General features: G+C 62.8%; 20 protein-coding genes. 15 read left to right on the top strand and 5 right to left on the bottom strand.

Going from position 1 to position 24,758, the window contains the following annotated elements:
* The first annotated feature begins 198 nt into the window (after nucleotides 1-198).
* The 7 genes from ASD02_RS02465 to ASD02_RS02435 all read left to right on the top strand — a co-directional run bounded on the left by ASD02_RS02465 (nucleotide 199) and on the right by ASD02_RS02435 (nucleotide 6,874).
* The gene (locus ASD02_RS02465; RefSeq protein ID WP_025425770.1) at nucleotides 199-1,224 is read left to right on the top strand and encodes a sugar ABC transporter substrate-binding protein; all 1,026 of its coding nucleotides are present in this window, start codon (nucleotides 199-201) and stop codon (nucleotides 1,222-1,224) included.
* Nucleotides 1,225-1,424: 200 nt separating this feature from the next.
* Complete coding sequence (locus ASD02_RS02460) at nucleotides 1,425-2,510, top strand: ABC transporter permease (RefSeq protein ID WP_025425771.1); 1,086 nt, start codon at nucleotides 1,425-1,427, stop codon at nucleotides 2,508-2,510.
* Nucleotides 2,510-3,292: an ATP-binding cassette domain-containing protein gene (locus tag ASD02_RS02455; protein WP_025425772.1), complete on the top strand. Its 783-nt coding sequence runs from the start codon at nucleotides 2,510-2,512 to the stop codon at nucleotides 3,290-3,292. The genes ASD02_RS02460 and ASD02_RS02455 overlap by 1 nt, the downstream gene beginning before the upstream one ends.
* Nucleotides 3,289-3,909, top strand: a complete 621-nt coding sequence (locus tag ASD02_RS02450) for a nucleoside triphosphate hydrolase (RefSeq protein WP_025425773.1) — start codon at nucleotides 3,289-3,291, stop codon at nucleotides 3,907-3,909. Before ASD02_RS02455 ends, ASD02_RS02450 begins: the two co-directional genes overlap by 4 nt.
* Before the next feature lie 204 nt (nucleotides 3,910-4,113).
* A complete protein-coding gene (gene pyrC, locus ASD02_RS02445) occupies nucleotides 4,114-5,151 on the top strand; it encodes a dihydroorotase (protein WP_025425774.1) in 1,038 nt (345 codons plus the stop codon).
* A 27-nt stretch (nucleotides 5,152-5,178) separates the two neighbouring features.
* Nucleotides 5,179-5,877: an orotate phosphoribosyltransferase gene (locus tag ASD02_RS02440; RefSeq protein ID WP_025425775.1), complete on the top strand. Its 699-nt coding sequence runs from the start codon at nucleotides 5,179-5,181 to the stop codon at nucleotides 5,875-5,877.
* Between the two features lie 70 nt (nucleotides 5,878-5,947).
* Entirely contained in the window at nucleotides 5,948-6,874 is a 927-nt protein-coding gene (locus ASD02_RS02435; RefSeq protein ID WP_025425776.1) for a carbohydrate kinase, read from the top strand.
* Between the two features lie 18 nt (nucleotides 6,875-6,892).
* On the opposite strand, the gene ASD02_RS02430 is transcribed toward ASD02_RS02435, so the two are convergent.
* On the bottom strand, nucleotides 6,893-7,108 hold the full coding sequence (locus ASD02_RS02430) for a helix-turn-helix transcriptional regulator (protein WP_025425777.1): 216 nt from the start codon (nucleotides 7,106-7,108) through the stop codon (nucleotides 6,893-6,895).
* A 3-nt stretch (nucleotides 7,109-7,111) separates the two neighbouring features.
* Nucleotides 7,112-7,666, bottom strand: a complete 555-nt coding sequence (locus ASD02_RS02425) for a DUF2975 domain-containing protein (protein WP_057219961.1) — start codon at nucleotides 7,664-7,666, stop codon at nucleotides 7,112-7,114.
* An 82-nt stretch (nucleotides 7,667-7,748) separates the two neighbouring features.
* Here ASD02_RS02425 and ASD02_RS02420 point away from each other — a divergent pair, with 82 nt between their 5' ends.
* A complete protein-coding gene (locus ASD02_RS02420) occupies nucleotides 7,749-8,342 on the top strand; it encodes a hypothetical protein (protein WP_128090391.1) in 594 nt (197 codons plus the stop codon).
* 39 nt (nucleotides 8,343-8,381) lie between these two features.
* Here the strand turns inward: ASD02_RS02420 and pgi are convergent, their stop codons facing one another.
* Both pgi and ASD02_RS02410 read right to left on the bottom strand, forming a co-directional pair.
* Nucleotides 8,382-10,007: a glucose-6-phosphate isomerase gene (pgi, locus tag ASD02_RS02415; RefSeq protein ID WP_057204273.1), complete on the bottom strand. Its 1,626-nt coding sequence runs from the start codon at nucleotides 10,005-10,007 to the stop codon at nucleotides 8,382-8,384.
* A gap of 128 nt (nucleotides 10,008-10,135) precedes the next feature.
* Nucleotides 10,136-11,836 (bottom strand): long-chain fatty acid--CoA ligase, encoded by a 1,701-nt coding sequence (locus tag ASD02_RS02410; RefSeq protein WP_025425781.1) that lies wholly within the window; start codon nucleotides 11,834-11,836, stop codon nucleotides 10,136-10,138.
* Nucleotides 11,837-12,180: 344 nt separating this feature from the next.
* Here ASD02_RS02410 and ASD02_RS02405 point away from each other — a divergent pair, with 344 nt between their 5' ends.
* From ASD02_RS02405 to ASD02_RS02375, 7 genes are all read left to right on the top strand, one after another.
* Complete coding sequence (locus ASD02_RS02405) at nucleotides 12,181-13,404, top strand: MFS transporter (RefSeq protein ID WP_057219960.1); 1,224 nt, start codon at nucleotides 12,181-12,183, stop codon at nucleotides 13,402-13,404.
* 280 nt (nucleotides 13,405-13,684) lie between these two features.
* Nucleotides 13,685-14,845 (top strand): AI-2E family transporter, encoded by a 1,161-nt coding sequence (locus ASD02_RS02400; protein WP_025425783.1) that lies wholly within the window; start codon nucleotides 13,685-13,687, stop codon nucleotides 14,843-14,845.
* 450 nt (nucleotides 14,846-15,295) lie between these two features.
* Complete coding sequence (kdpA, locus tag ASD02_RS02395; RefSeq protein WP_057204271.1) at nucleotides 15,296-17,005, top strand: potassium-transporting ATPase subunit KdpA; 1,710 nt, start codon at nucleotides 15,296-15,298, stop codon at nucleotides 17,003-17,005.
* 11 nt (nucleotides 17,006-17,016) lie between these two features.
* A complete protein-coding gene (gene kdpB, locus ASD02_RS02390) occupies nucleotides 17,017-19,143 on the top strand; it encodes a potassium-transporting ATPase subunit KdpB (RefSeq protein ID WP_025425785.1) in 2,127 nt (708 codons plus the stop codon).
* A 2-nt stretch (nucleotides 19,144-19,145) separates the two neighbouring features.
* On the top strand, nucleotides 19,146-19,715 hold the full coding sequence (gene kdpC, locus ASD02_RS02385) for a potassium-transporting ATPase subunit KdpC (protein WP_025425786.1): 570 nt from the start codon (nucleotides 19,146-19,148) through the stop codon (nucleotides 19,713-19,715).
* A 45-nt stretch (nucleotides 19,716-19,760) separates the two neighbouring features.
* Nucleotides 19,761-22,457: a sensor histidine kinase KdpD gene (locus tag ASD02_RS02380; RefSeq protein WP_025425787.1), complete on the top strand. Its 2,697-nt coding sequence runs from the start codon at nucleotides 19,761-19,763 to the stop codon at nucleotides 22,455-22,457.
* Nucleotides 22,454-23,146, top strand: coding sequence for a response regulator (locus ASD02_RS02375; protein ID WP_025425788.1), 693 nt, complete (start codon nucleotides 22,454-22,456; stop codon nucleotides 23,144-23,146). The genes ASD02_RS02380 and ASD02_RS02375 overlap by 4 nt, the downstream gene beginning before the upstream one ends.
* A 39-nt stretch (nucleotides 23,147-23,185) precedes the next feature.
* On the opposite strand, the gene ASD02_RS02370 is transcribed toward ASD02_RS02375, so the two are convergent.
* Nucleotides 23,186-24,409, bottom strand: coding sequence for an alpha/beta hydrolase (locus ASD02_RS02370; protein WP_244494167.1), 1,224 nt, complete (start codon nucleotides 24,407-24,409; stop codon nucleotides 23,186-23,188).
* Nucleotides 24,410-24,758 lie beyond the last annotated feature (349 nt).

Here is a 24,758-nt window from a genome sequence, read left to right as displayed (position 1 = left end):
CGGCCCGGATGGCCTCGGATCGCTGTTATCCAGAGAATGCCACATCGAAATAATAATTCAATTTGATTTATTTATTGACACCCCCGAAATTTAATGTTTGTTTTTGATCCGGAAGCGCCTGCTGCAGCAGAGGAGAATGCTGTGGCGGCGAGGCCTGGGCCGGTCCACCGGCACGTTTTTCATCCTTGGGAGGATTACATGAAGAAGACTGTTCTCTCCGCCGCGTTCGGCGTGCTGTCGCTCGGCGTCGTTTTTGCCGCTCCGGCACAGGCCGCCGATATCGGCGCCTGCCTGATTACAAAGACCGATACCAACCCCTTCTTCGTCAAGATGAAGGAAGGCGCTACCGCCAAGGCCCAGGAACTCGGCGTCACGCTGAAGTCCTATGCCGGCAAGATCGACGGCGACCATGACAGCCAGGTGGCTGCGATCGAATCCTGCATCGCCGATGGCGCCAAGGGCATCCTGATCGCCGCTTCCGACACGAAGGCAATCGTCGACCAGGTGAAGAAGGCGCAGGAGGCCGGTCTTCTGGTGATCGCGCTCGATACGCCGCTTGATCCGGCCACCGCCGCCGACGCGACGTTCGCTACAGACAACCTGCTCGCCGGCAAGCTGATCGGCCAATGGGCCGCCGCCACGATGGGCGAGGGCGCCAAGACCGCCAAGGTCGGCTTCCTCGATCTGATACCGTCGCAGCCGACCGTTGACGTCCTGCGCGACCAGGGCTTCATGATCGGCTTCGGCATCGACCCGAAAGATCCTAACAAGATCGGCGACGAGGATGATGCCCGCATCGTCGGCCACGACGTCACCAACGGCAACGAAGAAGGTGGCCGCAAGGCGATGGAAAACCTTCTGCAGAAGGATCCTGATATCAACGTGATCCACACCATCAATGAGCCGGCCGCCGTCGGCGCCTACCAGGCGCTGAAAGCCGTTGGCAAGGAAAAGGACGTGCTGATCGTATCGGTTGACGGCGGTTGCCCCGGCGTCAAGTCGGTGGCCGAAGGCGTCATCGGCGCGACCTCGCAGCAGTATCCGCTGATGATGGCGGCGCTCGGCATCGAGGCGATCAAGAAGTTCGCCGACAGCGGCGAAAAGCCGAAGCCGACCGAAGGCAAGGACTTCTTCGACACCGGCGTTTCGCTCGTCACCGACAAGCCGGCTGCCGGCGTCGAATCGATCGACGTCAAGGTCGGCACGGAGAAGTGCTGGGGCTGATCGCTCCCGTTCTTCGAACGCATGAGCAGCAACGGAAGGGCGGCCCGGGCCGCCCTTCGCGTAAGCGTCGATGTCTTTGACAAGGCGACGAAAACCGCGCAGCTTCTTGAATGAGTGCTGATGCCCGCCACATGGTGGGCGGGCTGTGCACCAGATTGCATCGCAACCCCTTGGGAGTGGGGTTCACCGGAGGAAGGTCCATGGGCGAGCCCAACGCAGCCGCACAGCCATCCCAGGAATTCGAAAAGGTCCTGGTCAACAGTTCGACGCAGGTCGCGTCGTTCGACACACATGACAAGACGCTGATCCAGAAGATCCAGCATTTCCTGCATTCGACGCCGGCGGCTGTGCCGTTCATCGTGCTCGTTGCAGCGATCCTGATCTTCGGTCTGACGATCGGTGGAAAGTTCTTCTCGTCCTATACGCTGACGCTGATCCTGCAGCAGATCGCCATCGTCGGCATCCTGGGGGCCGCGCAGACCCTGGTCATCCTGACGGCCGGCATCGACCTTTCGATCGGTGTGATCATGGTGCTTTCGGCTGTCATCATGGGCAATTGCGCCGTGACTTACGGCCTTCCGGCGCCGATCGCGATCTTCATCGGCTTCGTCGTCGGCGGTGCCTGCGGCTTCCTCAACGGCTTCCTCGTCTCCAGGGTCAAGCTTCCGCCGTTCATCGTCACGCTCGGCACCTGGTACGTCATCATGTCGACGAACTTCATCTACTCGGCAAATGCGACGATCCGCGAGGCCGATGTAGCGGCCGTCACCAAGATGCTTCACCTCTTTGGCGTCAGCTTCAAGGTGGGATCCGCCGTCTTCACGCTCGGTGTGGTGATGATGGTCGTGCTGGTCCTTGGCCTCTGGTACGCGCTCAACCATACGGCCTGGGGACGCCACCTTTATGCCGTCGGCGACGATCCTGAGGCAGCGAAGCTTTCCGGTATCCGCACCAGCCGCGTGCTGCTCAGCGCCTATACGCTCGCCGGCCTGATTGCGGCACTCGCCGCCTGGGTCTCGATCGGCCGCAACGGCTCGATCTCGCCTTCGGCAGCGGTCACCGACTACAATCTTCAGGCCATCACCGCGGCCGTAATCGGCGGCATCTCACTCTTCGGCGGGCGTGGATCGATCCTTGGAACGCTGATCGGCGCGATGATCGTCGGCGTGGTCTCCATGGGGCTCAACATGTTGGGCGCCGATCCGCAATGGAAAGTCTTCCTCACCGGCGTGCTGATCATCACCGCCGTCGCAATCGACCAATGGATCAGAAAGGTAGCAGGCTGATGGCTCAGGAACCCATTCTCACCGCGCGCGGCCTGGTCAAGCGTTATGGCCGAGTTACGGCTCTCGACTATGCCGATTTCGACCTCTACCCGGGCGAGATCCTGGCCGTCATCGGCGACAACGGCGCCGGAAAGTCCTCGATGATCAAGGCGATCTCCGGCGCCATCACGCCGGATGAGGGGGAAATCCGGCTCGAGGGCCAGCAGATCAACTTCCGCTCGCCGATGGAGGCGCGCACGGCCGGCATCGAGACCGTCTATCAGAACCTGGCGCTGTCACCGGCGCTCTCGATCGCCGACAACATGTTTCTCGGCCGCGAAATCCGTAAACCCGGCATCATGGGCAAGCTTTTCCGCACGCTCGACCGTGCGGAGATGGAGAAGCGGGCGCGGGCAAAGCTGTCCGAGCTCGGCCTGATGACCATCCAGAACATCAACCAGGCGGTGGAAACGCTTTCGGGCGGCCAGCGCCAGGGCGTGGCGGTGGCGCGAGCCGCAGCCTTCGGTTCCAAGGTGGTGATCATGGACGAGCCGACGGCAGCCCTCGGCGTCAAGGAAAGCCGGCGGGTGCTGGAGTTGATCCTCGACGTGCGTTCGCGCGGCCTGCCGATCGTGCTCATCTCGCACAACATGCCGCATGTGTTCGAGGTGGCCGATCGCATCCACATCCACAGGCTTGGCAAACGCCTCTGCGTCATCAATCCGAAGGAACACACGATGTCTGATGCCGTCGCCTTCATGACCGGCGCGAAGGAGCCGCCGCGCGAGGCGCTCGCCGCATGAATGTCGGGCCGGTGGTTGATCAGATCCTCGAACGGGCGGCTGGAGCCGCCCGTTTCGTCGTGGCGATTGCCGGCCCGCCGGGTGCCGGAAAATCCACCCTGTCCGACGCGCTTGCCGAAGCGCTGGTAGCTGCAGGAGAAATGGCGGCGGTGCTGCCGATGGACGGCTTTCACATGGACAATGCCGTGCTCGAAGAGAAGGGCCTGCTTGCCCGCAAAGGTGCGCCGGAAACCTTTGATGTCAGGTCGTTCCTGGCGACGATCGCTGCGGTCAGGGCCAATGACGGCGAGGTGCTGGTGCCGGTCTTCGATCGCTCGCGCGAACTGGCGATCGCCTCGGCGCGTGTTGTAGCGGCCGATACCCGCATTATTCTCGCCGAGGGCAACTATCTGCTGCTCGACGAGGCGCCCTGGAACAAGCTTGCCGGTGCCTTCGATTTCTCCATCTTCATCAATCCCGGCATCGAGGAACTGGAGCGGCGGCTTTTGAAGCGCTGGTTCGACCACGGCTACGACGAGGAGGCGGCGAAGCGAAAAGCCCATGGCAACGACATCCCCAACGCGCATCGTGTGGTCGAGCATCAGCGACGCGCAGATGTCGTGCTTGCGGATTTCTGAGCGATGGTCGGATTGCGGATTGTGTTTGCGGGCGCATTGGTGATATCGAGACGCGGTTTCACCACATGAGTAACCGCCCAACACCCGCACCTGCCGGCTGCAAAGCTGCGCGCGCGGATCGGGCGCGAGCACCGGGAGGGGGATCAGGAAAAGTGTACGCGGTTTTCCGCCTGCATCCCGCCCTGACTTAGGAGAACGCTGACCATGCAAGACCTCGTTATCCGCCGGCCGGATGATTGGCACCTTCACCTGCGCGACGGCGACATGCTGAAGGGCGTCATCGCCGACACCAGCCGCCATTTCGCCCGCGCGATCATCATGCCCAACCTCGTGCCGCCGGTCGTCACCGCGGCCGACGCTGCTGCCTATCGCGAGCGCATCCTCGCGGCCATCCCGGCAGGCGACCGGTTCGAGCCGCTGATGACGCTTTATCTCACCGAGGGCACGAACCCCGACGACGTCGAGGCCGGCCACAGGAGCGGCCTCGTCAAGGCAGTCAAGCTCTATCCGGCTGGCGCGACGACGAATTCGCACAGCGGCGTGCGCAACATCGATGAGGCGATGCCGGTGCTCGAGCGCATGGCGAAGATCGGCCTGCCGCTCTGCGTGCATGGCGAGGTCACGACATCGGACGTCGACATCTTCGACCGCGAGGCCGTGTTCATCGACACCGTGCTTGATCCCTTGCGCCAGCGCCTGCCGGAACTGAAGGTCACGATGGAGCACGTCACCACCAAGGACGGCATCGACTACATCAAGGCGTCGAAGGCCAATCTTGCCGGCTCGATCACCACCCATCACCTGATCATCAACCGCAACGCCATTCTCGTCGGCGGCATCAAGCCGCACTACTACTGCCTGCCGGTTGCCAAGCGCGAAAACCACCGTCTGGCGCTGCGCGCTGCCGCCGTCTCGGGCGACAAGCGCTTCTTCCTCGGCACCGACTCAGCACCGCATGTCGATCCGCTGAAGGAATGCGCCTGCGGCTGCGCCGGCATCTACACCTCGATCAACACCATGAGTTGCCTGGCGCATGTGTTCGAAGAGGAGGGCGCGCTCGACAAGCTCGAAGCCTTCGCCTCGCTGAACGGTCCCACCTGGTATGGCCTGCCGGTCAACGAGGAGACGATCACGCTCAGGAAGCAGGCAGAAGCCGTGACCTATCCCAAGAAGATCGAGACCGGTGCCGGTCCGGTCACCGTTTTCGATCCGATGTTCCCGCTGCACTGGGCCGTCGCCTGATCGTTTGGAATTTTGAAGGAGAGTTTGATGTTTTCCAATGCGTTCACCGACAAGGCCGTGATGGCCGAGCTGGTCGCCAAGATGCTCTGGGAGATCAAGGCGGTGCATTTCAGCGCCGACAAGCCCTATAAGCTCTCGTCCGGAATGGCGAGCCCGGTTTATATCGACTGCCGCAAGCTGATCTCCTATCCGCGCATCCGTTCGGCCGTTATGGATTTTGCCGCGGCATCAATCCTGCGCGAGGCGGGCTTCGAGCAGTTCGACGTCGTCGCCGGTGGCGAGACGGCGGGTATTCCCTTCGCGGCGATGCTGGCCGAGCGCCTGGGCCTGCCGATGATCTACGTGCGCAAGGCGCCGAAGGGTCATGGCCGCAACGCCCAGATCGAGGGCCACATGCCGGAGGGCGCCCGTGTTCTTGTTATCGAGGACCTGACGACCGCCGGCGGCTCGATGTTCAAGTTCATCGATGCGATCCGCGCAGCCGGCGGCATCGTCGACCACGGCATCGCGCTCTTCTATTACGATATCTTCCCGGAGGCCGTCGGCGAGATGAAGGGCAAGGGTGTCGACCTGCACTGGATCGCCACATGGCGCAACGTGCTTGCCGTTGCCCGCGAGCAGGCGCTGTTCGACGACGAGACGCTTGGCGAAGTCGAGGCCTTCCTCAACGACCCGCTGGCCTGGTCTGGCCGCAATGGCGGCGTCAGCGCGCTTGCCGCCCAATAGTCGGCGACACTCTGGGATTTCGTCGAAAGTCATTGAAATCAGTTGAAATGTCTTCAGGGGAGAAATGCCGATGATCGTATGTTGTGGTGAAGCGCTGATCGACATGCTGCCGCGGGACACGACCGCGGGCGAAAGTGCATTTGCGCCCTATGCCGGCGGGGCGATCTTCAATACGGCGATCGCGCTCGGTCGGCTCGGCATTCCCACCGGCTTCTTCACCGGCCTTTCCGATGACATGTTCGGCGATGTCCTCCGCGAAACGCTGAAGGCGGCGAATGTCGACTTCGCTCCCTGCGCGACCCTGTCGCTGCATACAACGCTTGCCTTCGTCAAGCTCGTCAACGGCCATGCCACCTACGCCTTCTTCGACGAGAACACGGCGGGGCGGATGATTACGAAAGATCATCTGCCGGCGCTCGGCGACTTCTGCGAGGCGCTGCATTTCGGCGCGATCAGCCTCATCCCCGAGCCCTGCGGCTCGACATATGAGGCGCTGATGACCCGCGAACACGAAAAGCGGATCATCTCCTTCGACCCGAACATCCGGCCCGGCTTCATCAAGGATCGGGAAGCCCATCTCGCCCGGATGAACCGCATGGCGGCGATGTCTGACATCATCAAGTTCTCGGATGAAGATCTCGACTGGTTCGGCATGACCGGCAGCCACGACGATCTGGCGGCCGAATGGCTGAAGCGCGGTCCGAAGCTGGTTCTGATCACCAAGGGCGCCGATGGGGCCGTCGGCTACACCGGGCGTCACAAGGTCGACGTTGCCGGTGAGCGCGTCACGGTCGTCGACACGGTCGGTGCCGGCGATACCTTCGATGCCGGCGTGCTCGCATCGCTGAAGCTGAGCGGTCTCCTGACCAAGGACGCCGTCGCAAACCTCTCGGAAAGCGCTGTTCGCGACGCCCTGGCCCTCGGCGCCAGGGCCGCCGCCGTCACCGTTTCGCGTGCCGGCGCCAACCCGCCCTGGAAGCATGAAATCGGGCTCTGAGAAGAGCCCGCACGAAACTCAATCCTTTTCCTCCGGGCGATATTCGAGAATGTCACCCGGCTGGCAATCGAGAACGGCGCAGATCTTCTCCAACGTGTCGAAGCGCACGCCTTTGACCTTGCCCGATTTTAACAGCGATATGTTCTGCTCGGTAATGCCGACCTGTTCCGCAAGATCGCGCGAGCGCACCTTGCGTTTCGCCAGCATGACGTCGAGGTTTACGACAATCGGCATCCGTTAAACGAAGCTCCTGTTCTCGGCTTCGATCCCCGATGCGATGACCATGACATGGCCGAGCACCAGAAGCAGCCCGGCCATCAGCATAACGATAATCGTTCCCCCATTGATGTCGATGAAGACGGAGTGCTCGGTCGTACTGGGATTGTCGTAGGTGACAGCCATGATGCCGATTGCGTTGCTGACAGTCATGCACAAGGAACCGACGATGGCGATGATGCCGATCCGCTTCAGCAGGACACCATTGCGGCTGGAAAGGATCTCACCGCGTTCGAAACCGTCGAAAAGTTGCCAGGCAAAGGCGAGGCCGGCAATAACAAGCGCATTGTTCATCGCAGTGAGAAACATGACGGTTATTATCGCGCGATAGGAGAGCGTGATGGCGGAGACCTTCGGGAAGACCACGTCGCGAATACCCTGCTCGAAGCCGGCCCGGTCGAAGAAAATCTGCCAGTGCCCGTAGACGACGGCCGAGCAGAACACTGCGCCGCACAATACGACCGTCAGTTTCATGATGCGGCTCAGCTTGCGCAGCCGCTCGGGAGATCCGTTCATTAAAAAGTTCCTTATCGGCTCACTTGTTTTTTTATTGTAAAACGATAATTATTTCGCGTCAATTATGATTTTGGTGCGTTTCATGACTTTCCGTATTTTGATGAACCCATGCCTTTTCCTGTCCCTCAACGTGCTGGCCGCCTGTGCAGCGCTCAATGTCGGCTCGTTTGAAAAACTGTCTGGCGTCGATCCGCTCACGTCCGATCCGGCAGAACTGCGTGTTGCCCTTTTGGTGCCCGAAGCGCTGTCGCTCAGGCGCGGCGACGCAACACTCGGCATTTCGTGGAAGGCGGATGGTGCGCCCCTCGACACCCACCGTTTTGCCCTTCAGATCCAATCCGGAAATGTCGGGGCGCCGGGGCTGACCGAGGGGATGCGGGAGGGGCAGACGCTCTATGTCCTGACGCTGACGCCCGCCGATGCGGAGCGCCTGCGCGATATGCAGGAGAAGATCGCGGCGACCAAAGGCACGGAGGCCAAGGGTCGCGGAAGCCTTACGGTCGGTTTTTCCGGTGGCTGCTGGAGCGGTGCGTTTCCTGCTGACCAGAAAGTCACGGTCGATGCCTGGATCCGTACGCGTTCCGACGAAAACTACTTCCAGCTCCTTTCGGGACTGGATCTGATGGATATGCTCCGCCAGTCCGGCGTCAAGGCGCTGCCGGCCTGCGCGGCCTGAACGGCCAGGGCACGCCGGGCGCGCCCTGGCCTCGCATTCTTAGCGAGAAGCCTTGAGCAGCACGGCCACAAGGCCCGCCGTCGACGAATCGTGACCGGCAGCACTTTCCTTGCCTTCGACCACGGGCAGCAGGCCCGTTGCCAGCTCCTTGCCGAGCTCGACGCCCCACTGATCGAACGAATTGATGTTGAAGAGCGCGCCTTCGACGAAGACGCGGTGCTCGTAGAGCGCGATCAGCCGGCCGAAGGCGAAAGGATCGAGCTGGTCGTAGACCAGCGTCAGCGACGGGCGGTTGCCGGCAAAGACGCGGTGCGGCGCGATCTTGTCTGCCTTGGCATCCGCCATGCCCTTGGAGGTCAGCTGTGCCTTCGCCTCGGCAAGCGTGCGCCCCTTCATCAGGGCTTCAGACTGGGCGAGGCAATTGGCAATCAGCAGTTCGTGCTGGTGGCGCAGGTTCTTCTCGTGGCCGTTGGCGGCGATCATGAACTCGGCCGGGATGACGTCCGTGCCCTGGTGGATCAGCTGGTAGAAGGCGTGCTGGCCATTGGTGCCCGGCTCGCCCCAGACGACCGGACCCGTCGAATATTCGACCGGTTTGCTGTCGAGCGTGACCGCCTTGCCGTTCGATTCCATGTCGAGCTGCTGCAGGTAAGCCGGAAAGCGCGACAGGCGCTGGTCATAGGGCAGGATCGCCCGCGAGGGATAGCCGAGAACATTGCGGTGATAGAAGCCGAGGAGGCCCAGCAGCATCGGCAGGTTCTGGCGGATCGGCGCAGTGCGGAAGTGCTCGTCGATGGCATGGCCGCCATCGAGGAAGCGGCCGAAATTCTCCTTGCCGATGGCGATCATCAGCGGCAGGCCAATGGCCGACCAGATCGAATAGCGCCCACCGACCCAATCCCAGAAGCCGAACACGCGCGCCTGGTCGATGCCGAAAGCTGCGACCTTGTCGAGTGCCGTCGAGACGGCGGCAAAGTGGTGGCCGACTGCGGCTTCGCCGAGCTTGCCGGCGATGAAGGCGCGGGCAGTCGCCGCATTGGTCATCGTCTCGATGGTCGTGAAGGTCTTGGAGGCGACGATGAAGAGCGTCGTTTCCGGATCGACGAGCTTCAGCGTATCGGCGATATGCGCGCCATCGATGTTGGAGACGAAATGCAGGCGCGGGCCGTCATGGAACGGCGCGAGCGCCAGCGTCGCCATCACTGGGCCGAGATCCGAGCCGCCGATGCCGATATTGACCACATCGGTGATCTTCTTGCCGGTCGCACCTTTGAGCGCGCCCGAGCGGATGCCATCGGCAAAGGCGCCCATGGTTTCAAGCACGCCGTTGACGTCGGGCATCACGTCCTTGCCGTCGACCATGACAGGACGATTGCCGCGGTTGCGCAGCGCCGTGTGCAGCACGGCCCGTTCTTCGGTAATGTTGATGATGTCGCCGCGGAACATCGCGTCGCGCTTCTCTTCGACCTTGGCCGCTTTCGCCAGCGCCTCAAGACCGTCGAGCACCTGTTCGTTCACTGCGCATTTCGAATAATCGAGCAGCAGATCGTCGAGCGAGGTGCTGAAGCGCGAGAAGCGCTGGGCATCGCTCGCGAAGGCGGCGCGGATATCGGTCGCATTGGTCTGCGCGGCGGTTGCTTTGAGTTGATCGACAAGCGCTTTCATCGCGGGGCTCCTTGTGTCGGACATTCGCCTGCGTAGCTATTCGCTTTGCATTGTCCAAATCAAGCCCGCAAAACCGCCGGGATGGCGGTTTTCAGGATTTTTTAAATCGTTTTAAGTCGAGGCTGGCCCTAGCCCCGGAGGTCCTTGCGCAGGATCTTGCCGACATTGGTTTTCGGCAACTCGGTGCGGAACTCGACGAAGCGCGGCCGCTTGTAGTTGGTGAGATTGGCCGCGCAATGCCGCTTGACGTCCTCTTCGGTCAGGTCAGGATCCTTGCGCACGACGAACAGCTTGACGGCTTCGCCCGAATGTTCGTCCGGAACGCCGATCGCCGCGCATTCGAGAATGCCGGGATGGGTCATCGCCACTTCCTCGATCTCGTTAGGGAAGACGTTGAAGCCCGAAACCAGGATCATGTCCTTCTTGCGGTCGACGATCTTGACGAGGCCGGCGGGGTTTATGAAGCCGATATCGCCGGAGCGGAAGAAACCGTCGGGCGAAATCGCCTTGGCGGTTTCGTCCGGACGCTGCCAGTAACCGGCCATGACCTGCGGCCCGCGAATGCAGATTTCGCCGACGTCGCCGATCGCCAGGGTGTTGCCCTGGTCGTCGCGGATCTCAACCTCGGTCGAAGGGATCGGAAAGCCGATCGTGCCGGTGAACTCGGTCGAGTCGAGAAGGTTGGCGGTGGCGACCGGCGACGTCTCGGAAAGCCCGTAGCCTTCGGCGATCGGGCACCCCGTCATCTTCTGCCAGCGCTCTGCCACCGGTCTTTGGATGGCCATGCCGCCGCCGAAGGTGAGCATCAGCGACGAGAAGTCGAGCTTCTGGAATTCGGGGTTGTTCATCAGCGCATTGAACAGCGTGTTGAGACCCGGGAAGATGTTGGTCTTGTACTTGCCGAGCTCCTTGACGAAGCCGGGAATGTCGCGTGGGTTGGGGATCAGGATGTTGTTGCCGCCGGTGGCAAGGCCCATCAGCGAGTTCACCGTCAGCGCGAAGATATGGTAGAGCGGCAGAGCGCACATGAAGACGAGACTGTCCGGCCGCGGACGCGAGCGGAACGCCGTGTCGAACCAGATTTCCATCTGCGCCATGTTCGACAAAAGGTTGGAATGGGTGAGCGTCGCCCCTTTGGAAATACCCGTGGTGCCGCCGGTATATTGCAGGAAAGCGACATCGCTCGGCGCCACATTGGGTTTGGTCAGCTTCAGGCGGCCACCTTCGGCGAGCACGGACTTGAAGGAATGATGGCCGGGGATCGACCAGGCGGGCACGAGCTTCTTCACCCGGCGCACGATCAGATTGACGATCGTGCCCTTGAAGCCGAGCATGTCGCCCATCGTGGCGACCACCACATGCTTGATGCTGGTCTTGGCCGCAACCTGCTGGACCGTATGAGCGAAGTTCTCAAGCACGAAGATCGCCTTGGCGCCGGAATCGACGAGCTGATGTTCCAGTTCGCGCGGCGTGTAGAGCGGGTTGACGTTCACGACCGTGAATCCTGCCCTCAGAATGCCGAAAACGATAACAGGGTTCTGCAGGATGTTCGGCATCATCACCGCGACGCGGTCGCCCTTCGACAGCCCGCGCGCCTGCAGCCAGGCGCCGATCTTGGCGGATTCGGCATTGAGCTCGGAGAAGGTCAGCGATTTGCCCATGCAGGTAAAGGCGAAGCGGCGCGAGTAGCGCGCGACGGCATGGTCGAAGAAGTCGCCGATCGATTTGTAGGGCAGAGGGCCGATTTCGGCGGCAATGCCCGGCGGATAGGACTTCAGCCAGATCTTCTCCGGGCTGATGCCTGTTGGTTGCGTGTTGAGTTCCGCCATGACCTCTCTCCCTCTGGTCGCCACAGGCTAGCCTTGCTTGCGGCCAAAGAAGTAACCCTCCCGGTCTTCTCTTGCCGATGAAGATGATGCTTTTACGACACCTCTTCAAGCCGAGATTCGGGATTATATAACTTTGACGTAAACGTCAACTCAGCGAACAGTTAGCCGGTCTGCTTCACCAGCGTGTGAAAAAGTATGATGAGTGCCGCAAAGCCTTTGCCAGCCGGGTTTAAAGCCTGTATTGCATTGCAGCATATCCCCGTCGGAAACCGTCCGATACCACGCCGCCAGCACCCCACAGATTTGTTCCGCTGTTCGAGGCCGAACGACACAGGTCATTGCTCATGTGTGACGAAGCCTATTCTTCTGCCGTCGATTCGCGCCGAAGCCGCATCTCTGTTGCCGAGGTTGCGCTCGCCGTTGGCGGGTTCGGCATAGGTACGGGCGAATTCGCCATCATGGGCCTGCTGCCGCAAGTGGCCGATGACGTCGGCGTTTCGGTGCCGCGCGCCGGCGCCGTCATCAGCGCCTATGCACTCGGCGTCGTCGTCGGCGCACCGTTGATCGCGGTGCTTGCGGCGCGGTTTTCCCGCTTTCGGGTGCTCTTGGTGCTGATGCTGCTGTTTGCGATCGGCAATTTCGCAAGCGCCATCGCACCGGATTTCTACACGCTGGTTGCCGCGCGCTTCTTTGTCGGTCTTCCGCACGGTGCCTATTTCGGTGTGGCGGCGCTCGTGGCTGCAGGGCTGGCTGCACCCAACCAGCGGGCGCGTGCCGTCGGGCGCGTGATGATGGGCCTGACGATCGCGACCCTGTTCGGAACGCCGCTCGTTGCCTGGTTCGGTCAGGCGCTCGGATGGCGGTCGGCCTTCGCCATTGTCGGCGGCATCAGCCTTCTGACCATTGCGCTCACCTGGTCCTACGTGCCGCGCGACAAGGGCAATCCGCAGGCGACGCCGCTGCGCGAGCTTGGCGCCCTGGGCAAGCTGCAGGTGTGGCTGATGCTCGGCATCTGCGCCATCGGCTGCGGCGGCATGTTCGCCGTCTTCAGCTACATCGCTCCGGCATTGACGGACGTCGCAGGCGTTTCCGTGGCGAACGTGCCGATCATGCTGTCGGTGTTTGGCGCCGGGATGATCCTCGGCAACATCGTCGGCTCCAGGCTCGCCGATTGGGCGCTGCTGCCGGCGATCGGCCTCGCGCTTGCCTTCAATATCTTCGCTTATGTGCTGTTCTATTTCACCATGGGCAATCCGTGGATCGCCATCGTCAACGTCTTGTTCATCGGCGGCGGCTTTGCCGTCGTACCGGGTGTGCAGACCCGACTTATGGACGTGTCGGGCGAGGCGCAGACACTTGCCGCAGCACTCAGCCATTCCGCCTTCAACCTCGCCAATGCGCTCGGCGCCTGGCTTGGCGGCTGGTCCATTGCCGCTGGCTATGGTTGGACTTCGACTGGTCTGGTCGGTGCCGTCATGGGGGTTGCCGGTTTCGGTATCTTCCTCGCATCGGTTTTCGTCGATCGCGCCGAGACGACCAAGCGGGCGGCGATACGTGCGGCAGAATGACTTCTGCCATCAAATGAAGCCTGAGAGCTTGCGCGCCGCTAAATTTTTCTGTCATGTCCCGCCGCTAGCGTCGGCTGTGGCCCCGAAACTACCGTAAACCGGGGGCATGGGGGCGGCACTGCATAATTTTGCGCTTAAATCGGATCGATTTAAGCGCAAAATTATGCATCAGATCCTGGTACAGCGACCTTTGCACGTCTTTGTGGGAGACGCGCGGCACTGTACAGGCTGGCAAGGCCTCGGGTTTGTTGTAAGGTCGTCTGGAGACGGAGGAATGTTGGTGCAGTTGGGCAATCGCGAACGAGAAAACCTTCCCGTAGAGCCGCGACTCTTCGGGCATGCGGCGGCGTCGCGCTCGGCTCTGGTTGGTCCGATCACCGCTGCGCGCTGGATGCTCGTCTTCGTGCTTCTGGCCGGCGTCTATTTCTTCCACGGCTTCCTCGTCCCGGTTCTGGCTGCTGTCGTCATCGGTTTTGCCAGCTGGCCGATTTATCGCCGCCTGCTGGCGGCCGTCGGCGGCAACCGCACACTGGCGGCGACCATTGCCATTATCTGCGTCGTCGCCTTCATCGTCGTGCCGATCTCGGTCGCTGCCGTCTACGCGGTCGACGAAGTGCGCGACTGGCTGGTCTGGGCGGTTGAAACCAATGCCAACGGCGCCGGCGTGCCCGTCTGGCTGACCTCGATCCCCGTCGCCGGTGCCTGGCTCGGCGAGCAATGGGTCAAATATGTCGGCCATCCCGGAGCGCTCGGCGAACTGGTGCAGCTCGTCAGCGGCTCCAACATCGGCAATATCTATCGCGGCGTGCTGGTCATCGGCGCGTCGGCGTTTCACGCCTTCCTGACGCTGCTCTTCATGCTGATCACGCTGTTCTTCGTCTATCGCGACGGACACTCCTTCTCCAAGCAGCTCGATCATCTCGGCGAACGCATCTTCCCGATGCGCTGGGAACGGCTGTCGCGCGTGGTGCCGCTGACGATCAGCTCGACGGTGACGGGCATGGGCATCATCGCCATCGGCGAGGGCATCGTGCTCGGCGTCGCCTATTGGCTGGCCGGCGTTCCCTCGCCGGTCACGCTCGGCATCATCACCGGCCTGATGGCGCTGATCCCCGGCGGTGCGCCGCTCTGCTTCACGCTGGTTTCCGTCTATCTCGTCGCCAGCGGCTCGCCGGTCCAGGGCATTGCGCTGTTTGCCTGGGGCACGACCGAACTCTTCATCGTCGACAAGACGTTGCGTCCGCGCCTTGTCGGCGGCCCGATCAAGCTGCCGTTCCTGCCGACCTTCTTCGGCCTCGTCGGCGGCGTGAAGACCATGGGCTTTCTCGGTCTGTTCGTCGGTCCGGTGCTGATGGCACTGCTCGTCGCCATCTGGCGCGAGTGGATGCGCGAAGTGACCACCGAAGCGGCACCCACCGTAAGCCCGATCATCAAGGGCTAGGGTTTTTCCAGCAAAGATGCGAAGCGGTTTTTCGCCAGGAAATGCGTAAAAACAAAGAGCTAAAGCGTTTCTGTTACTCAGTTTAAGTTGGAAACGCTCTGACGCCACCAATCCGCCAGCCGCCTTCGGACGGTGGCAGTATCCTTATCTTTTCCTTATGCGCGCGCGAAACCATCGCAATCGATAATTGACCCGCTGAGGGTGCATCATCCGGCCATAAACAGTTCCGGAGAATGCACATGTCCGATTTCCTTTTTCTTGCCGCCGGTCTCGGCGGCCTTGTCGTGTTTGCGCTCTACGCGCGCACGCTCAGCCGGCTCTAGGAGGCGTCGATGTTCGAAGCCTTCATTGGCCTCGCCGTCGCCTTTGCGCTCGCGGCCTATCTCATCGTGACCCTCGTTCGACCGGAACGGTTCTGATCGTTCAGCCGTATTTTGCGGAGAATTCCTCATGTCTATTATCGGGTGGCTGCAGATCGGCCTCCTCTTTCTCGCCGTCTTCCTCGCGATCAAGCCATTGGGCCTTTACATGGCCCGGGTTTTCGCTGGCGAGCGCAACTTCCTCTCTCCGGTTCTCGGACCCGTCGAGCGTGGGCTCTATCTCGCGGCTGGCGTCGATGCTAGGAAGGAGCAGGGCTGGCTCGCCTATACACTGTCGATGCTCGCCTTCAGCGCGGCCGGCTTCGCGCTTCTCTACGTCATCCTGCGCTTCCAGGGGTCGCTGCCGCTGAACCCGCAGGGGTTTGCCAACGTCCCGCCAGACCTCGCCTTCAACACGGCGGTCAGCTTCCTCACCAACACCAACTGGCAGTCCTATGGCGGCGAGACCACCATGAGCCATTTCAGCCAGATGGCCGGCCTGACAGTGCAGAACTTCGTGTCGGCTGCAACGGGCATCGCCATCGCGCTTGCCGTCACCCGCGCCTTTGCCCGCTCCGGCGCCGCGACACTCGGCAATTTCTGGGTCGATCTGACCCACTCGACCCTCTATGTGCTGCTGCCGCTGGCAGTTCTCGTTGCACTCGCTTTCGTCGCGATGGGTATGCCGCAGACGTTCCACGCTTCCGTCAGCGCCACCACGCTCGAGGGCGTGCAGCAGACGATCGCGCTTGGTCCGGTCGCAAGCCAGGAGGCGATCAAGCAGCTCGGCACCAATGGCGGCGGCTTCTTCAACGCCAATGCGGCGCACCCGTTCGAAAACCCGAGCGCGCTCAGCAACTACCTGTCGATCTTCGCGATGCTGTCGATCACCTCGGCGCTGGTCTACACCTTCGGCCAGATAGTCGGTGACCGCCGCCAGGGCTGGGCCTTCATCGCTGCCATGGCAACGTTGCTGATCGCCGGTATCGGCGTCATCTACTGGGCCGAAAGCTACGGCAACCCGATCCTGCACGGCCTCGGCCTCGAGGCGTCTCTCGGCAATATGGAAGGCAAGGAAGTCCGCTTCGGCCAAGCGATGTCGGCGGCTTATGCCGGCGTGACCACAGGCATTTCGACCGGTGCGGTCAACGGCATGCACGGCTCCTTCACCGGCATTGGCGGCCTTGTCCCCATGCTGCTGATCCAGCTTGGCGAAGTGCTGCCGGGCGGCGTCGGCTCCGGCCTTTACGGTATGGTCGTCTTCGCGATCCTCGCCGTCTTCGTCGCCGGCCTGATGGTCGGGCGCACGCCCGAACTGCTCGGTAAGAAGATCGAAGGCCGCGAGATGAAATACGCGATGCTGGCGATCCTCATCCTGCCCGCCTCGATCCTCGGCTTCACCGCGATTTCTGCCGTCATGCCCTCGGCTGTCGCCAGCATCGGCACGTCAGGTCCGCATGGCCTGTCGGAAATCCTCTACGCCTATACCTCTGCTACCGGCAACAACGGCTCCGCGTTTGGCGGCCTCTCGGCCAACACGCCCTGGTACAACACGACGCTCGGCTTCGCGATGCTGCTCGGCCGTTTCGCCTACGCGATACCGGTGCTGGCGATAGCCGGCTCAATCGCCGCCAAGACCCGCGTTCCGGCTTCCCAGGGAACCTTCCCGACGCACACGCCGCTCTTCGTCGGCCTGCTCATCGGCGTCATCCTCATCCTCGGCGGGCTGCAATATTTCCCGGCCCTCGCGCTTGGTCCCATCGTCGAGCAGTTCGCCATGCTCTCGGGCCAGACCTTCTGAAGGAACAGACAATGTCTTCGAAACCCGTCGCCCCAAGCCTTCTCGACCCGGCGATCCTGCTACCGGCCTTCAAGGCCGCATTCACCAAGCTCGACCCGCGCCAGCTTGTCCGCAACCCGGTGATCTTCGTCACCGAGGTGGTGGCAGCCATGGTCACGGTCTTCTTCATTCGCGATCTTGCGACTGGAACCGGCACGCCGCTGTTTTCGGGCCAGATTGCCGCCTGGCTGTGGTTCACGGTGCTGTTTGCCACCTTCGCCGAAGCGGTCGCCGAAGGACGCGGCAAGGCGCAGGCCGACAGCCTGCGCCGCACCAAGTCCGAACTGACGGCCCGCAAGCTTGTCTCGGCCGAAGGCAGGGAAACGCAGACCATTCCGGCGACATCGCTGAAGGTCGGCGATCTCGTGCTGGTCGAAGCCGGGGAACTGATCCCCGGCGACGGCGACGTCGTCGAGGGTGTCGCCTCGGTCAACGAAAGCGCCATCACCGGCGAATCCGCACCCGTCATCCGTGAGTCCGGCGGCGACCGCTCCGCCGTCACCGGCGGCACGCAGGTGCTGTCCGACTGGATCAAGATGCGCATCGGCACGGCGCCCGGCGACACCTTCGTCGACCGCATGATCGCGCTCATCGAAGGCGCGCAGCGCCAGAAGACCCCGAACGAGATCGCGCTCTCTATCCTGCTCTCGGGCCTGACGCTGGTCTTCCTGGTCGCCGTCGTGACACTCTGGGGTCTTGCCGGCTACTCCGGCACGGTTCTGTCGGTCACGGTTCTTGCAGCCCTGCTCGTCACGCTGATCCCGACCACCATCGGCGGCCTGCTGTCGGCCATCGGCATCGCCGGTATGGACCGGCTGGTGCGGTTCAACGTCATCGCCACATCCGGCCGCGCCGTCGAGGCGGCTGGCGACGTCGATACGCTGCTGCTCGACAAGACAGGCACGATCACCTTCGGCAACCGCATGGCCGCCAACTTCATGCCGGTCCCCGGCGTGACGGATGCCGAGCTTGCCGATGCCGCGCTGCTGGCAAGCCTTGCCGATGAGACCCCCGAGGGCCGCTCGATTGCCGCCCTTGCGACCGGCGAATTCGGTCGTCAGACGCCAGCCGTATCGCTGCCAGCTTCCGACAAGCAGACGAGCCGCGAGGTTGTGGCTCTGGCTGTCGGTGGCGGCTCGGTTCAAACCGGTGCCTTGGCAATTGATGCCGTCGTGCCCTTTGCCGCCGAAACGAGACTGTCGGGCGTCGATTTCGGCGGACGCCGGCTGCGCAAGGGCGCCGTGGATTCGATCCTGAAGTTTGCAGGCGTTCGCGACGAGAACGTGCCGGCCGAATTCCGCCGTGCCGTCGACCAGGTCGCGCGCACCGGCGGCACGCCGCTTGCCGTTGCGGACGGCAATCGCCTGCTCGGCGTCATCCACCTCAAGGACGTGGTCAAGCCTGGCATCAAGGAGCGCTTCGCGGCACTGCGTGCCATGGGGATACGCACCGTGATGGTGACCGGCGATAACCCGGTAACGGCAGCGGCAATCGCCTCGGAAGCCGGCGTCGACGATTTCCTCGCCGAAGCGACACCGGAAGACAAGCTCGGCTATATCCGCAAGGAACAGCAGGGCGGCCGATTGATTGCCATGTGCGGCGACGGCACCAACGACGCGCCGGCGCTGGCCCAGGCCGATGTCGGCGTGGCGATGCAGACCGGCACGCAGGCGGCGCGCGAGGCGGCCAACATGGTCGATCTCGATTCCAGCCCGACAAAGCTCATCGAGATCGTCGAGATCGGCAAGCAACTGTTGATGACGCGCGGCTCGCTGACGACCTTCTCGGTCGCCAACGACGTGGCAAAATACTTCGCCATCATCCCGGCGCTGTTCATCACCACCTATCCGGCGCTGGCCGCGCTCAACATCATGGGGCTGTCGTCACCGCAATCGGCAATCCTGTCAGCGGTCATCTTCAATGCCTTGATCATCGTCGCACTCATCCCGCTGGCGCTGAAGGGCGTCAAGTATCGCCCGGTCGGCGCCGCAGCACTCCTGCGCCGCAACCTGCTGGTCTATGGCCTCGGCGGCCTCCTGCTGCCCTTTGCCGGCATCAAGCTCGTCGACGTCGTCGTCTCTGCTCTCAATCTGGTGTAATCATGTTGAACCAACTTCGTCCCGCAATCGTCATGGCCTTGTTGCTGACTGCGATCACCGGCCTTGCATATCCCTTCGCGATCACCGGCGTTGCCCAGGCATTGATGCCGGCGCAGGCCAATGGCAGCCTGATCCGCATCGATGGCGCGATCGTCGGCTCCGATCTGATCGGGCAGAACTTCACCGCCGACAAATATTTCTGGCCGCGCCCCTCCGCGACCGGGCCCGAAGCCTACAACGCCGGCGGCTCGACCGGATCCAACCTCGGCCCGACCTCGGTCAAATTGAAGGACCGGGTTGCCGCCGACGTCGAGAAGCTGCGCGCCAGCGGTATAACAGGCGAGATCGCCGCCGATGGCGGCACCGCGTCCGGCTCCGGCCTCGATCCGCATATTTCGCCGGCTTTCGCCCGCGAGCAGGTGTCCCGTGTTGCCAAGGCCCGCGGGTTTGCGGAAGCCGACGTGGCGAGCCTGGTCGAACAGGCGACGGAAGGTCGTCTGCTCGGGATCATAGGCGAGCCGCGCGTCAATGTGCTAGAACTCAACCTCGCTCTGGATGCCCGGAGAAGCTGAGTGTGAAGCCTGAGATGCGGCCAGAGACGCTGCCAGAGACCCTGAATGCCTGAAACCGACCGCGAATCGAAAAGCCGTCCGGACCCGGACGCACTGCTGGCGCTGGCCGGGCAGGGGCGAAAGGGGAAGCTCACGGTTTTTCTCGGCGCAGCCCCCGGCGTCGGCAAGACCTACACGATGCTGACGCGGGCGCGTCGGTTGAAGGCCGATGGCGTCGACATCGTCATCGGTCTGGTGGAAACCCACGGGCGCGGCGAGACCGCCGCGCTCGTCGAAGGGCTGGAGATACTGCCGCGCCGCGATGTCAACCATCGCGGCCGTGTGCTTTCCGAATTCGATCTCGACGCGGCGCTCGCCCGCCGTCCGCGGATCATCGTCGTCGACGAACTGGCGCACAGCAACCCCGAGGACAGCCGCCATCCGAAGCGCTACCAGGATGTCGAAGAGTTGATTGCCGCCGGCATCGACGTCTGGACGGCACTCAACATCCAGCATCTGGAAAGCCTGTCCGATGTCGTTGCCCAGATCACCGGCGTTCCGGTGCGCGAGCGGGTGCCCGACACGGTTCTCAGCCGTGCCGATGACGTGCTGCTCGTCGACCTGCCGCCGGCCGAACTGATCGAGCGGCTGAACCAAGGCAAGGTCTATCTGCCTGACAGCGCCAAGCGCGCGATCGAGCGCTTCTTCCGCCTCGGCAATCTGACGGCGCTACGCGAGCTGGCGCTGCGGCGGACGGCCGACCGCGTCGACGACCAGATGGTCGACTATCTCAAGCAGAACGCCATCGAAGGCCCCTGGGCGAGCGGCGAACGTCTGCTGGTGTGCATCGGGCCCGACCCGCTGTCGGAAAAGGTCGTGCGCACCGCCAGCCGCCTGGCCTCGGGGCTGAATGCGCCATGGATCGTCGTCTTCATCGAGCGGGCCGACCGCGAAAGCGGCGATGGCGAAGCGGCGCGACGGCTTGACGAGACTTTTCGCCTGGCCGAACAGCTCGGCGCCGAAACCCGCCGCATCGTCGGCAACGATTTCGTCGAGGAGATCCTCAAGCTCGCCCGTCGCGAGCATGCGACGCAGATAGTCATCGGCATCAGGCGCCAGCGGTTCCCGCTACGGCTGTTCCGGCAATCGCTTCCCGACGCGCTGGCCGAACGCATCACCGGCGTCGGCATTCATCTGGTTACCGACAAGGAGCAGCCGCGTCCGAAAAGTCGCCTGAGCGTCAAGCGGCAAATGCCGGAGGGCTTCGGGCGGGCGCTCGCGATCGCGGCCGTCACCGTGGCGGCGGCGACTGCACTTGGCGTCCTGATCGAGCGCTTCATCATCCTGCCGAATATATCGCTGCTGTTCCTGCTGGCGGTGCTGGCGTCGGCGACCTATGCCGGCCACGTCGCGGCGATCGCGGCTGCCCTGTTTTCGGTTCTTGCCTACAACTTCTTCTTCATCGATCCGGTCGGCACCTTCACGGTCGCCGAACCGCACGAAGTCTTCGCGCTGTTCATTTTCCTGGTCGCGGCTGCGCTTGCCGGTAGTCTGGCCTCCCGGGTGCGCGAACAGGCGAAATCAGCGCGACGCCGTGCCGCGGCGACGCAGGCGCTCTACGATTTCTCCCGCAAGCTCTCGGGTACCGCCAATGTCGACGATGTGCTCTGGGCGGCGGTGACCCAGATGCAGACGACGCTGAAGCGCAATGTCGCGCTGCTGTTGCCGGAGGAGGGCGATCTGCAGCTCAAGGCCGCGTGGCCTCCGGACACCGAGCTCGATGTCACCGATACCATGGCAGCGCGCTGGGCGATGGACAAGCAGGAGGCGGCCGGCAACGGCACCGGTACGCTGCCGAACAGCCCCTTCCATTTCCGACCGTTGACCAGCCCGCATGGCGTCGTCGGCGTCTGCGGTTTCGCCCAGGCCGGCAAGCCGCTGGAGATCAACGAAGAGCGGGCGCTCGCCGCCATCCTCGACCAGACGGCGATCGCCATCGACCGGGCGCGCCTTTCGCGCGAGAGCCTCGATCACGCCGCCAAGCTGGAGGGCGAGCGGTTTCGCGCTGCCTTGCTGTCATCGATCTCGCACGATCTGCGCACGCCGCTTGCCACCATCACCGGCGCCGTCACCAGCCTGCGCCAGCTGGGCGACCGCATGCCGCCGGAAAGCCGCGACGACCTGCTGCAATCGATCGAGGAGGAGGGCGCACGGTTGACGCGTTTCGTCGCCAACCTCTTGGACATGACCCGCATCGAAGCGGGGACAGTCAATGCCAAGCGCGACTGGGTGGATGTCGCCGACGCCGTGCGGGCAGCCGTCGATCGGGCGCGTAAGTATTTTCCGGACCGTGAGATCGAAACCAGCATCGCGCCCGAACTACCGTTGATGCGCGGCGACAGCGTGCTTCTCGGCCAGGTGCTCTTCAACCTGCTCGACAACGCCAACAAATACGGCGGCGAGGAGCCGGTCAGCATCTATGCCAGGCGGGACGGCAACGAGATTGTGCTGTCGGTCACCGATCTCGGCAAGGGGATTGCTCACGGTGATCTCGAACACGTATTCGAAAAATTCTTCCGGCGGGGCAAGGTGGATGGCCGCACGCCGGGCACCGGCCTCGGACTGTCGATCGCCAAAGGCTTCGTCGAGGCCATGGGCGGCCGCATCAAGGCTGAGAGCCCGGCTTTGAGGCGTCGCGGAACGCGCATTTCCATGCGTTTTCCCGCCGCCGAAGCAGAAATTTCTGAAAAGGACCGTGCATGAGCGTGGAGCGCATCCTCGTTGTCGACGACGAACCCCAGATCCAGCGTTTTCTGCGACCGGCGTTGAGTGCCGCTGGCTATGACGTGCTTGAGGCGCTGACGGGCACCGAGGCGCTGAAGGCGGCGGCGACCACCGCGCCCGATGTGGTGATTCTCGATCTCGGCCTGCCCGACATGGACGGCAAGGATGTGATCGCCAACATCCGCGCCTGGTCGCAGGTGCCGATCATCATCCTGTCGGCTCGCGACCGCGAGAGCGAAAAGATCGCTGCCCTCGACCTCGGCGCCGACGACTATATCGAAAAACCTTTCGGCATCGGCGAGCTGACGGCGCGCATCCGGGCAGCGCTTCGCCACCGCATCCAGATGGAGGGCGGCCACACCCAGCTCTCGGCCGATGGCGTGGCGATCGATACGATCAAGCGGCTGGTGACGCGCGACGGCGAGCCGGTGCGTCTGACGCCGAAGGAGTATGATCTGCTCGTCATGCTGGCGCACCATGCCGGACGCGTCGTCACCCACAAGACGCTGCTGACCTCGGTCTGGGGCGCGGCGCATGGAGAGGACCTGCATTATCTGCGCGTCTTCATCGGCCAGTTGCGCGGCAAGATCGAGCGCGATCCGGCCGACCCGAAGATTATCCGCACCGAGCCTGGTGTCGGTTACCGCTTCGTCGGCGACGACGACTGAGGCCGACCGGTTTTTCCGGTCGGCCCTCGAAACGTCCACTCAGTTGATCACCAGCGGCTTCGGTTGGTCTTCGGACAGCGTGTCGCCGACCACCTGCCGCTTTTTCGTCGGGCGTGGATTCTCGATGATGCTGACCGGCGCGGACAGCGTTGTCGCAGCGACGTTGCCGACGCCTCTGGCTGTGCCGGCGACGACGGCCGCAATGCCCGTGCCGACCGAAATGTTGGAATCGGTCAGAGTCTGGCCCTTGATCAGCCGCTGGCCGATCAATTGCACGATCTCCGGGCTTTCGGCGAACTTGCCGTGATGCAGCCCGTCATCGGTCTCAACCTTGGTCAGGTCGATGGCGGTGATGCCGGATTTCTCCAGGTCCGTGCGATAGGGTTCCTTCGATGGGTCGATGGCGCCGAGCCTAGAAACGTCACCGGAAATGAAACTCGAAAGCGCGAGCGCACGGTCGTCCTGCGAGACGAAGATCGTGAACTTCGGTTTCTTCTTGCCCATCTCCACCCATTGCTTGGCAAAGACGTCGAGGTCGATATCGGGAGAGGCTAGGATCACGTTCTGGATCTTCGAGGGGACGTTGCCGTCGCGAATACCCATCTGCCTGAGCGATTCCATCGTCAGCCAGGTGCCCATGGAATGGGCCAGGATGGTGATGTCCTTGACATCAGGCGCGTCGGCGAGGATGCGCAGCGTATCCTCGAGTGCGGTGCGCGAGTAGTTCGTGCTTTCCTTGTCGTAATTGTATTCGAACACATTGGCGCGCGACGGCCAGGTGAACAGGATCGGCGTTGTCTGGGCGCCGGAATCATGGATGATCTGCGCAAGCCGGAAGACGGAATCCTCGTAGCGGTTGTTGAAGCCGTGAACGAAAACGAAGGTGTGGCCGCCGACACTGTGCTGCCTGAACCAGGCCTTGCCGTCGGCAAGTGTGTCGAGTTCCCGCACCCGCGTTACCGCAAAGTCGGTCGCCGGATTGGGCGGCAGCTTGCGCGGCCATTGCACGGTGCCGGGCTTGCGCACCGAATCCGGAGGGATCGATACCGAAACATCGGTCATGAAGGTGTTGACGTCTCTTTCGCCTGAAAACAGAGTCGCAGGATCGCCGGAAGGCTGCCGGGTCGTTGCGACCAGCATGTCCACCTGTGAGGTTTTCGGTGTTTGTGCCGTCAGGGCGACCGGCGTCATCACGCCCTTGGGCTTGCCACCGCACCCGGCAAGCCCCAGCGAGAGGACAACGGGGAGGATGATCGTCATCATTGCCGGCATCCGCGCCGTCGAGATCTTAATACGCGCATTCTCAATCATCGGCGCCCCACGCAGAAACAAAACGAGCCGCATCAGACTGTGCTTTCGCGACGGCGCGATGACAGCATTCCGGGCCGGCGGATGCAAGCGGGTACTTCCCGGGTTCTCGCGTTATGGTGGCGCTGTGCAGATAGCGGCTGCTTAGGCGGCGGCCCAGCCGGCGGACCTTGGCGCTTCTCGCAGGCGCCGATCCGTGCTAGGAGCGCGGTCAAAGGGATAACCGAAGCTCTGCCTCGAAACCCGGTGTGCAACCAGTCGCCACACCGGGAAGACCTTTTCCGATCGTGGCGTCCACCGATCG

The sequence above is a fragment of the Ensifer sp. Root1252 genome, assembly GCF_001425885.1.
GTDB lineage: Bacteria > Pseudomonadota > Alphaproteobacteria > Rhizobiales > Rhizobiaceae > Ensifer > Ensifer canadensis.
Note: the sequence above shows the minus strand (reverse complement) of the source record. Positions and strands in the feature narration are given on the sequence as shown.

Coding starts and splice junctions, on each gene's coding strand:
- ASD02_RS02465 (WP_025425770.1), top strand. CDS start 199: ATGAAGAAGACTGTTCTCTCCGCCGCGTTCGGCGTGCTGTCGCTCGGC.
- ASD02_RS02460 (WP_025425771.1), top strand. CDS start 1,425: ATGGGCGAGCCCAACGCAGCCGCACAGCCATCCCAGGAATTCGAAAAG.
- ASD02_RS02455 (WP_025425772.1), top strand. CDS start 2,510: ATGGCTCAGGAACCCATTCTCACCGCGCGCGGCCTGGTCAAGCGTTAT.
- ASD02_RS02450 (WP_025425773.1), top strand. CDS start 3,289: ATGAATGTCGGGCCGGTGGTTGATCAGATCCTCGAACGGGCGGCTGGA.
- pyrC (WP_025425774.1), top strand. CDS start 4,114: ATGCAAGACCTCGTTATCCGCCGGCCGGATGATTGGCACCTTCACCTG.
- ASD02_RS02440 (WP_025425775.1), top strand. CDS start 5,179: ATGTTTTCCAATGCGTTCACCGACAAGGCCGTGATGGCCGAGCTGGTC.
- ASD02_RS02435 (WP_025425776.1), top strand. CDS start 5,948: ATGATCGTATGTTGTGGTGAAGCGCTGATCGACATGCTGCCGCGGGAC.
- ASD02_RS02430 (WP_025425777.1), bottom strand. CDS start 7,108: ATGCCGATTGTCGTAAACCTCGACGTCATGCTGGCGAAACGCAAGGTG.
- ASD02_RS02425 (WP_057219961.1), bottom strand. CDS start 7,666: ATGAACGGATCTCCCGAGCGGCTGCGCAAGCTGAGCCGCATCATGAAA.
- ASD02_RS02420 (WP_128090391.1), top strand. CDS start 7,749: ATGACTTTCCGTATTTTGATGAACCCATGCCTTTTCCTGTCCCTCAAC.
- pgi (WP_057204273.1), bottom strand. CDS start 10,007: ATGAAAGCGCTTGTCGATCAACTCAAAGCAACCGCCGCGCAGACCAAT.
- ASD02_RS02410 (WP_025425781.1), bottom strand. CDS start 11,836: ATGGCGGAACTCAACACGCAACCAACAGGCATCAGCCCGGAGAAGATC.
- ASD02_RS02405 (WP_057219960.1), top strand. CDS start 12,181: ATGTGTGACGAAGCCTATTCTTCTGCCGTCGATTCGCGCCGAAGCCGC.
- kdpA (WP_057204271.1), top strand. CDS start 15,296: ATGTCTATTATCGGGTGGCTGCAGATCGGCCTCCTCTTTCTCGCCGTC.
- kdpB (WP_025425785.1), top strand. CDS start 17,017: ATGTCTTCGAAACCCGTCGCCCCAAGCCTTCTCGACCCGGCGATCCTG.
- kdpC (WP_025425786.1), top strand. CDS start 19,146: ATGTTGAACCAACTTCGTCCCGCAATCGTCATGGCCTTGTTGCTGACT.
- ASD02_RS02380 (WP_025425787.1), top strand. CDS start 19,761: ATGCCTGAAACCGACCGCGAATCGAAAAGCCGTCCGGACCCGGACGCA.
- ASD02_RS02375 (WP_025425788.1), top strand. CDS start 22,454: ATGAGCGTGGAGCGCATCCTCGTTGTCGACGACGAACCCCAGATCCAG.
- ASD02_RS02370 (WP_244494167.1), bottom strand. CDS start 24,409: ATGATGACGATCATCCTCCCCGTTGTCCTCTCGCTGGGGCTTGCCGGG.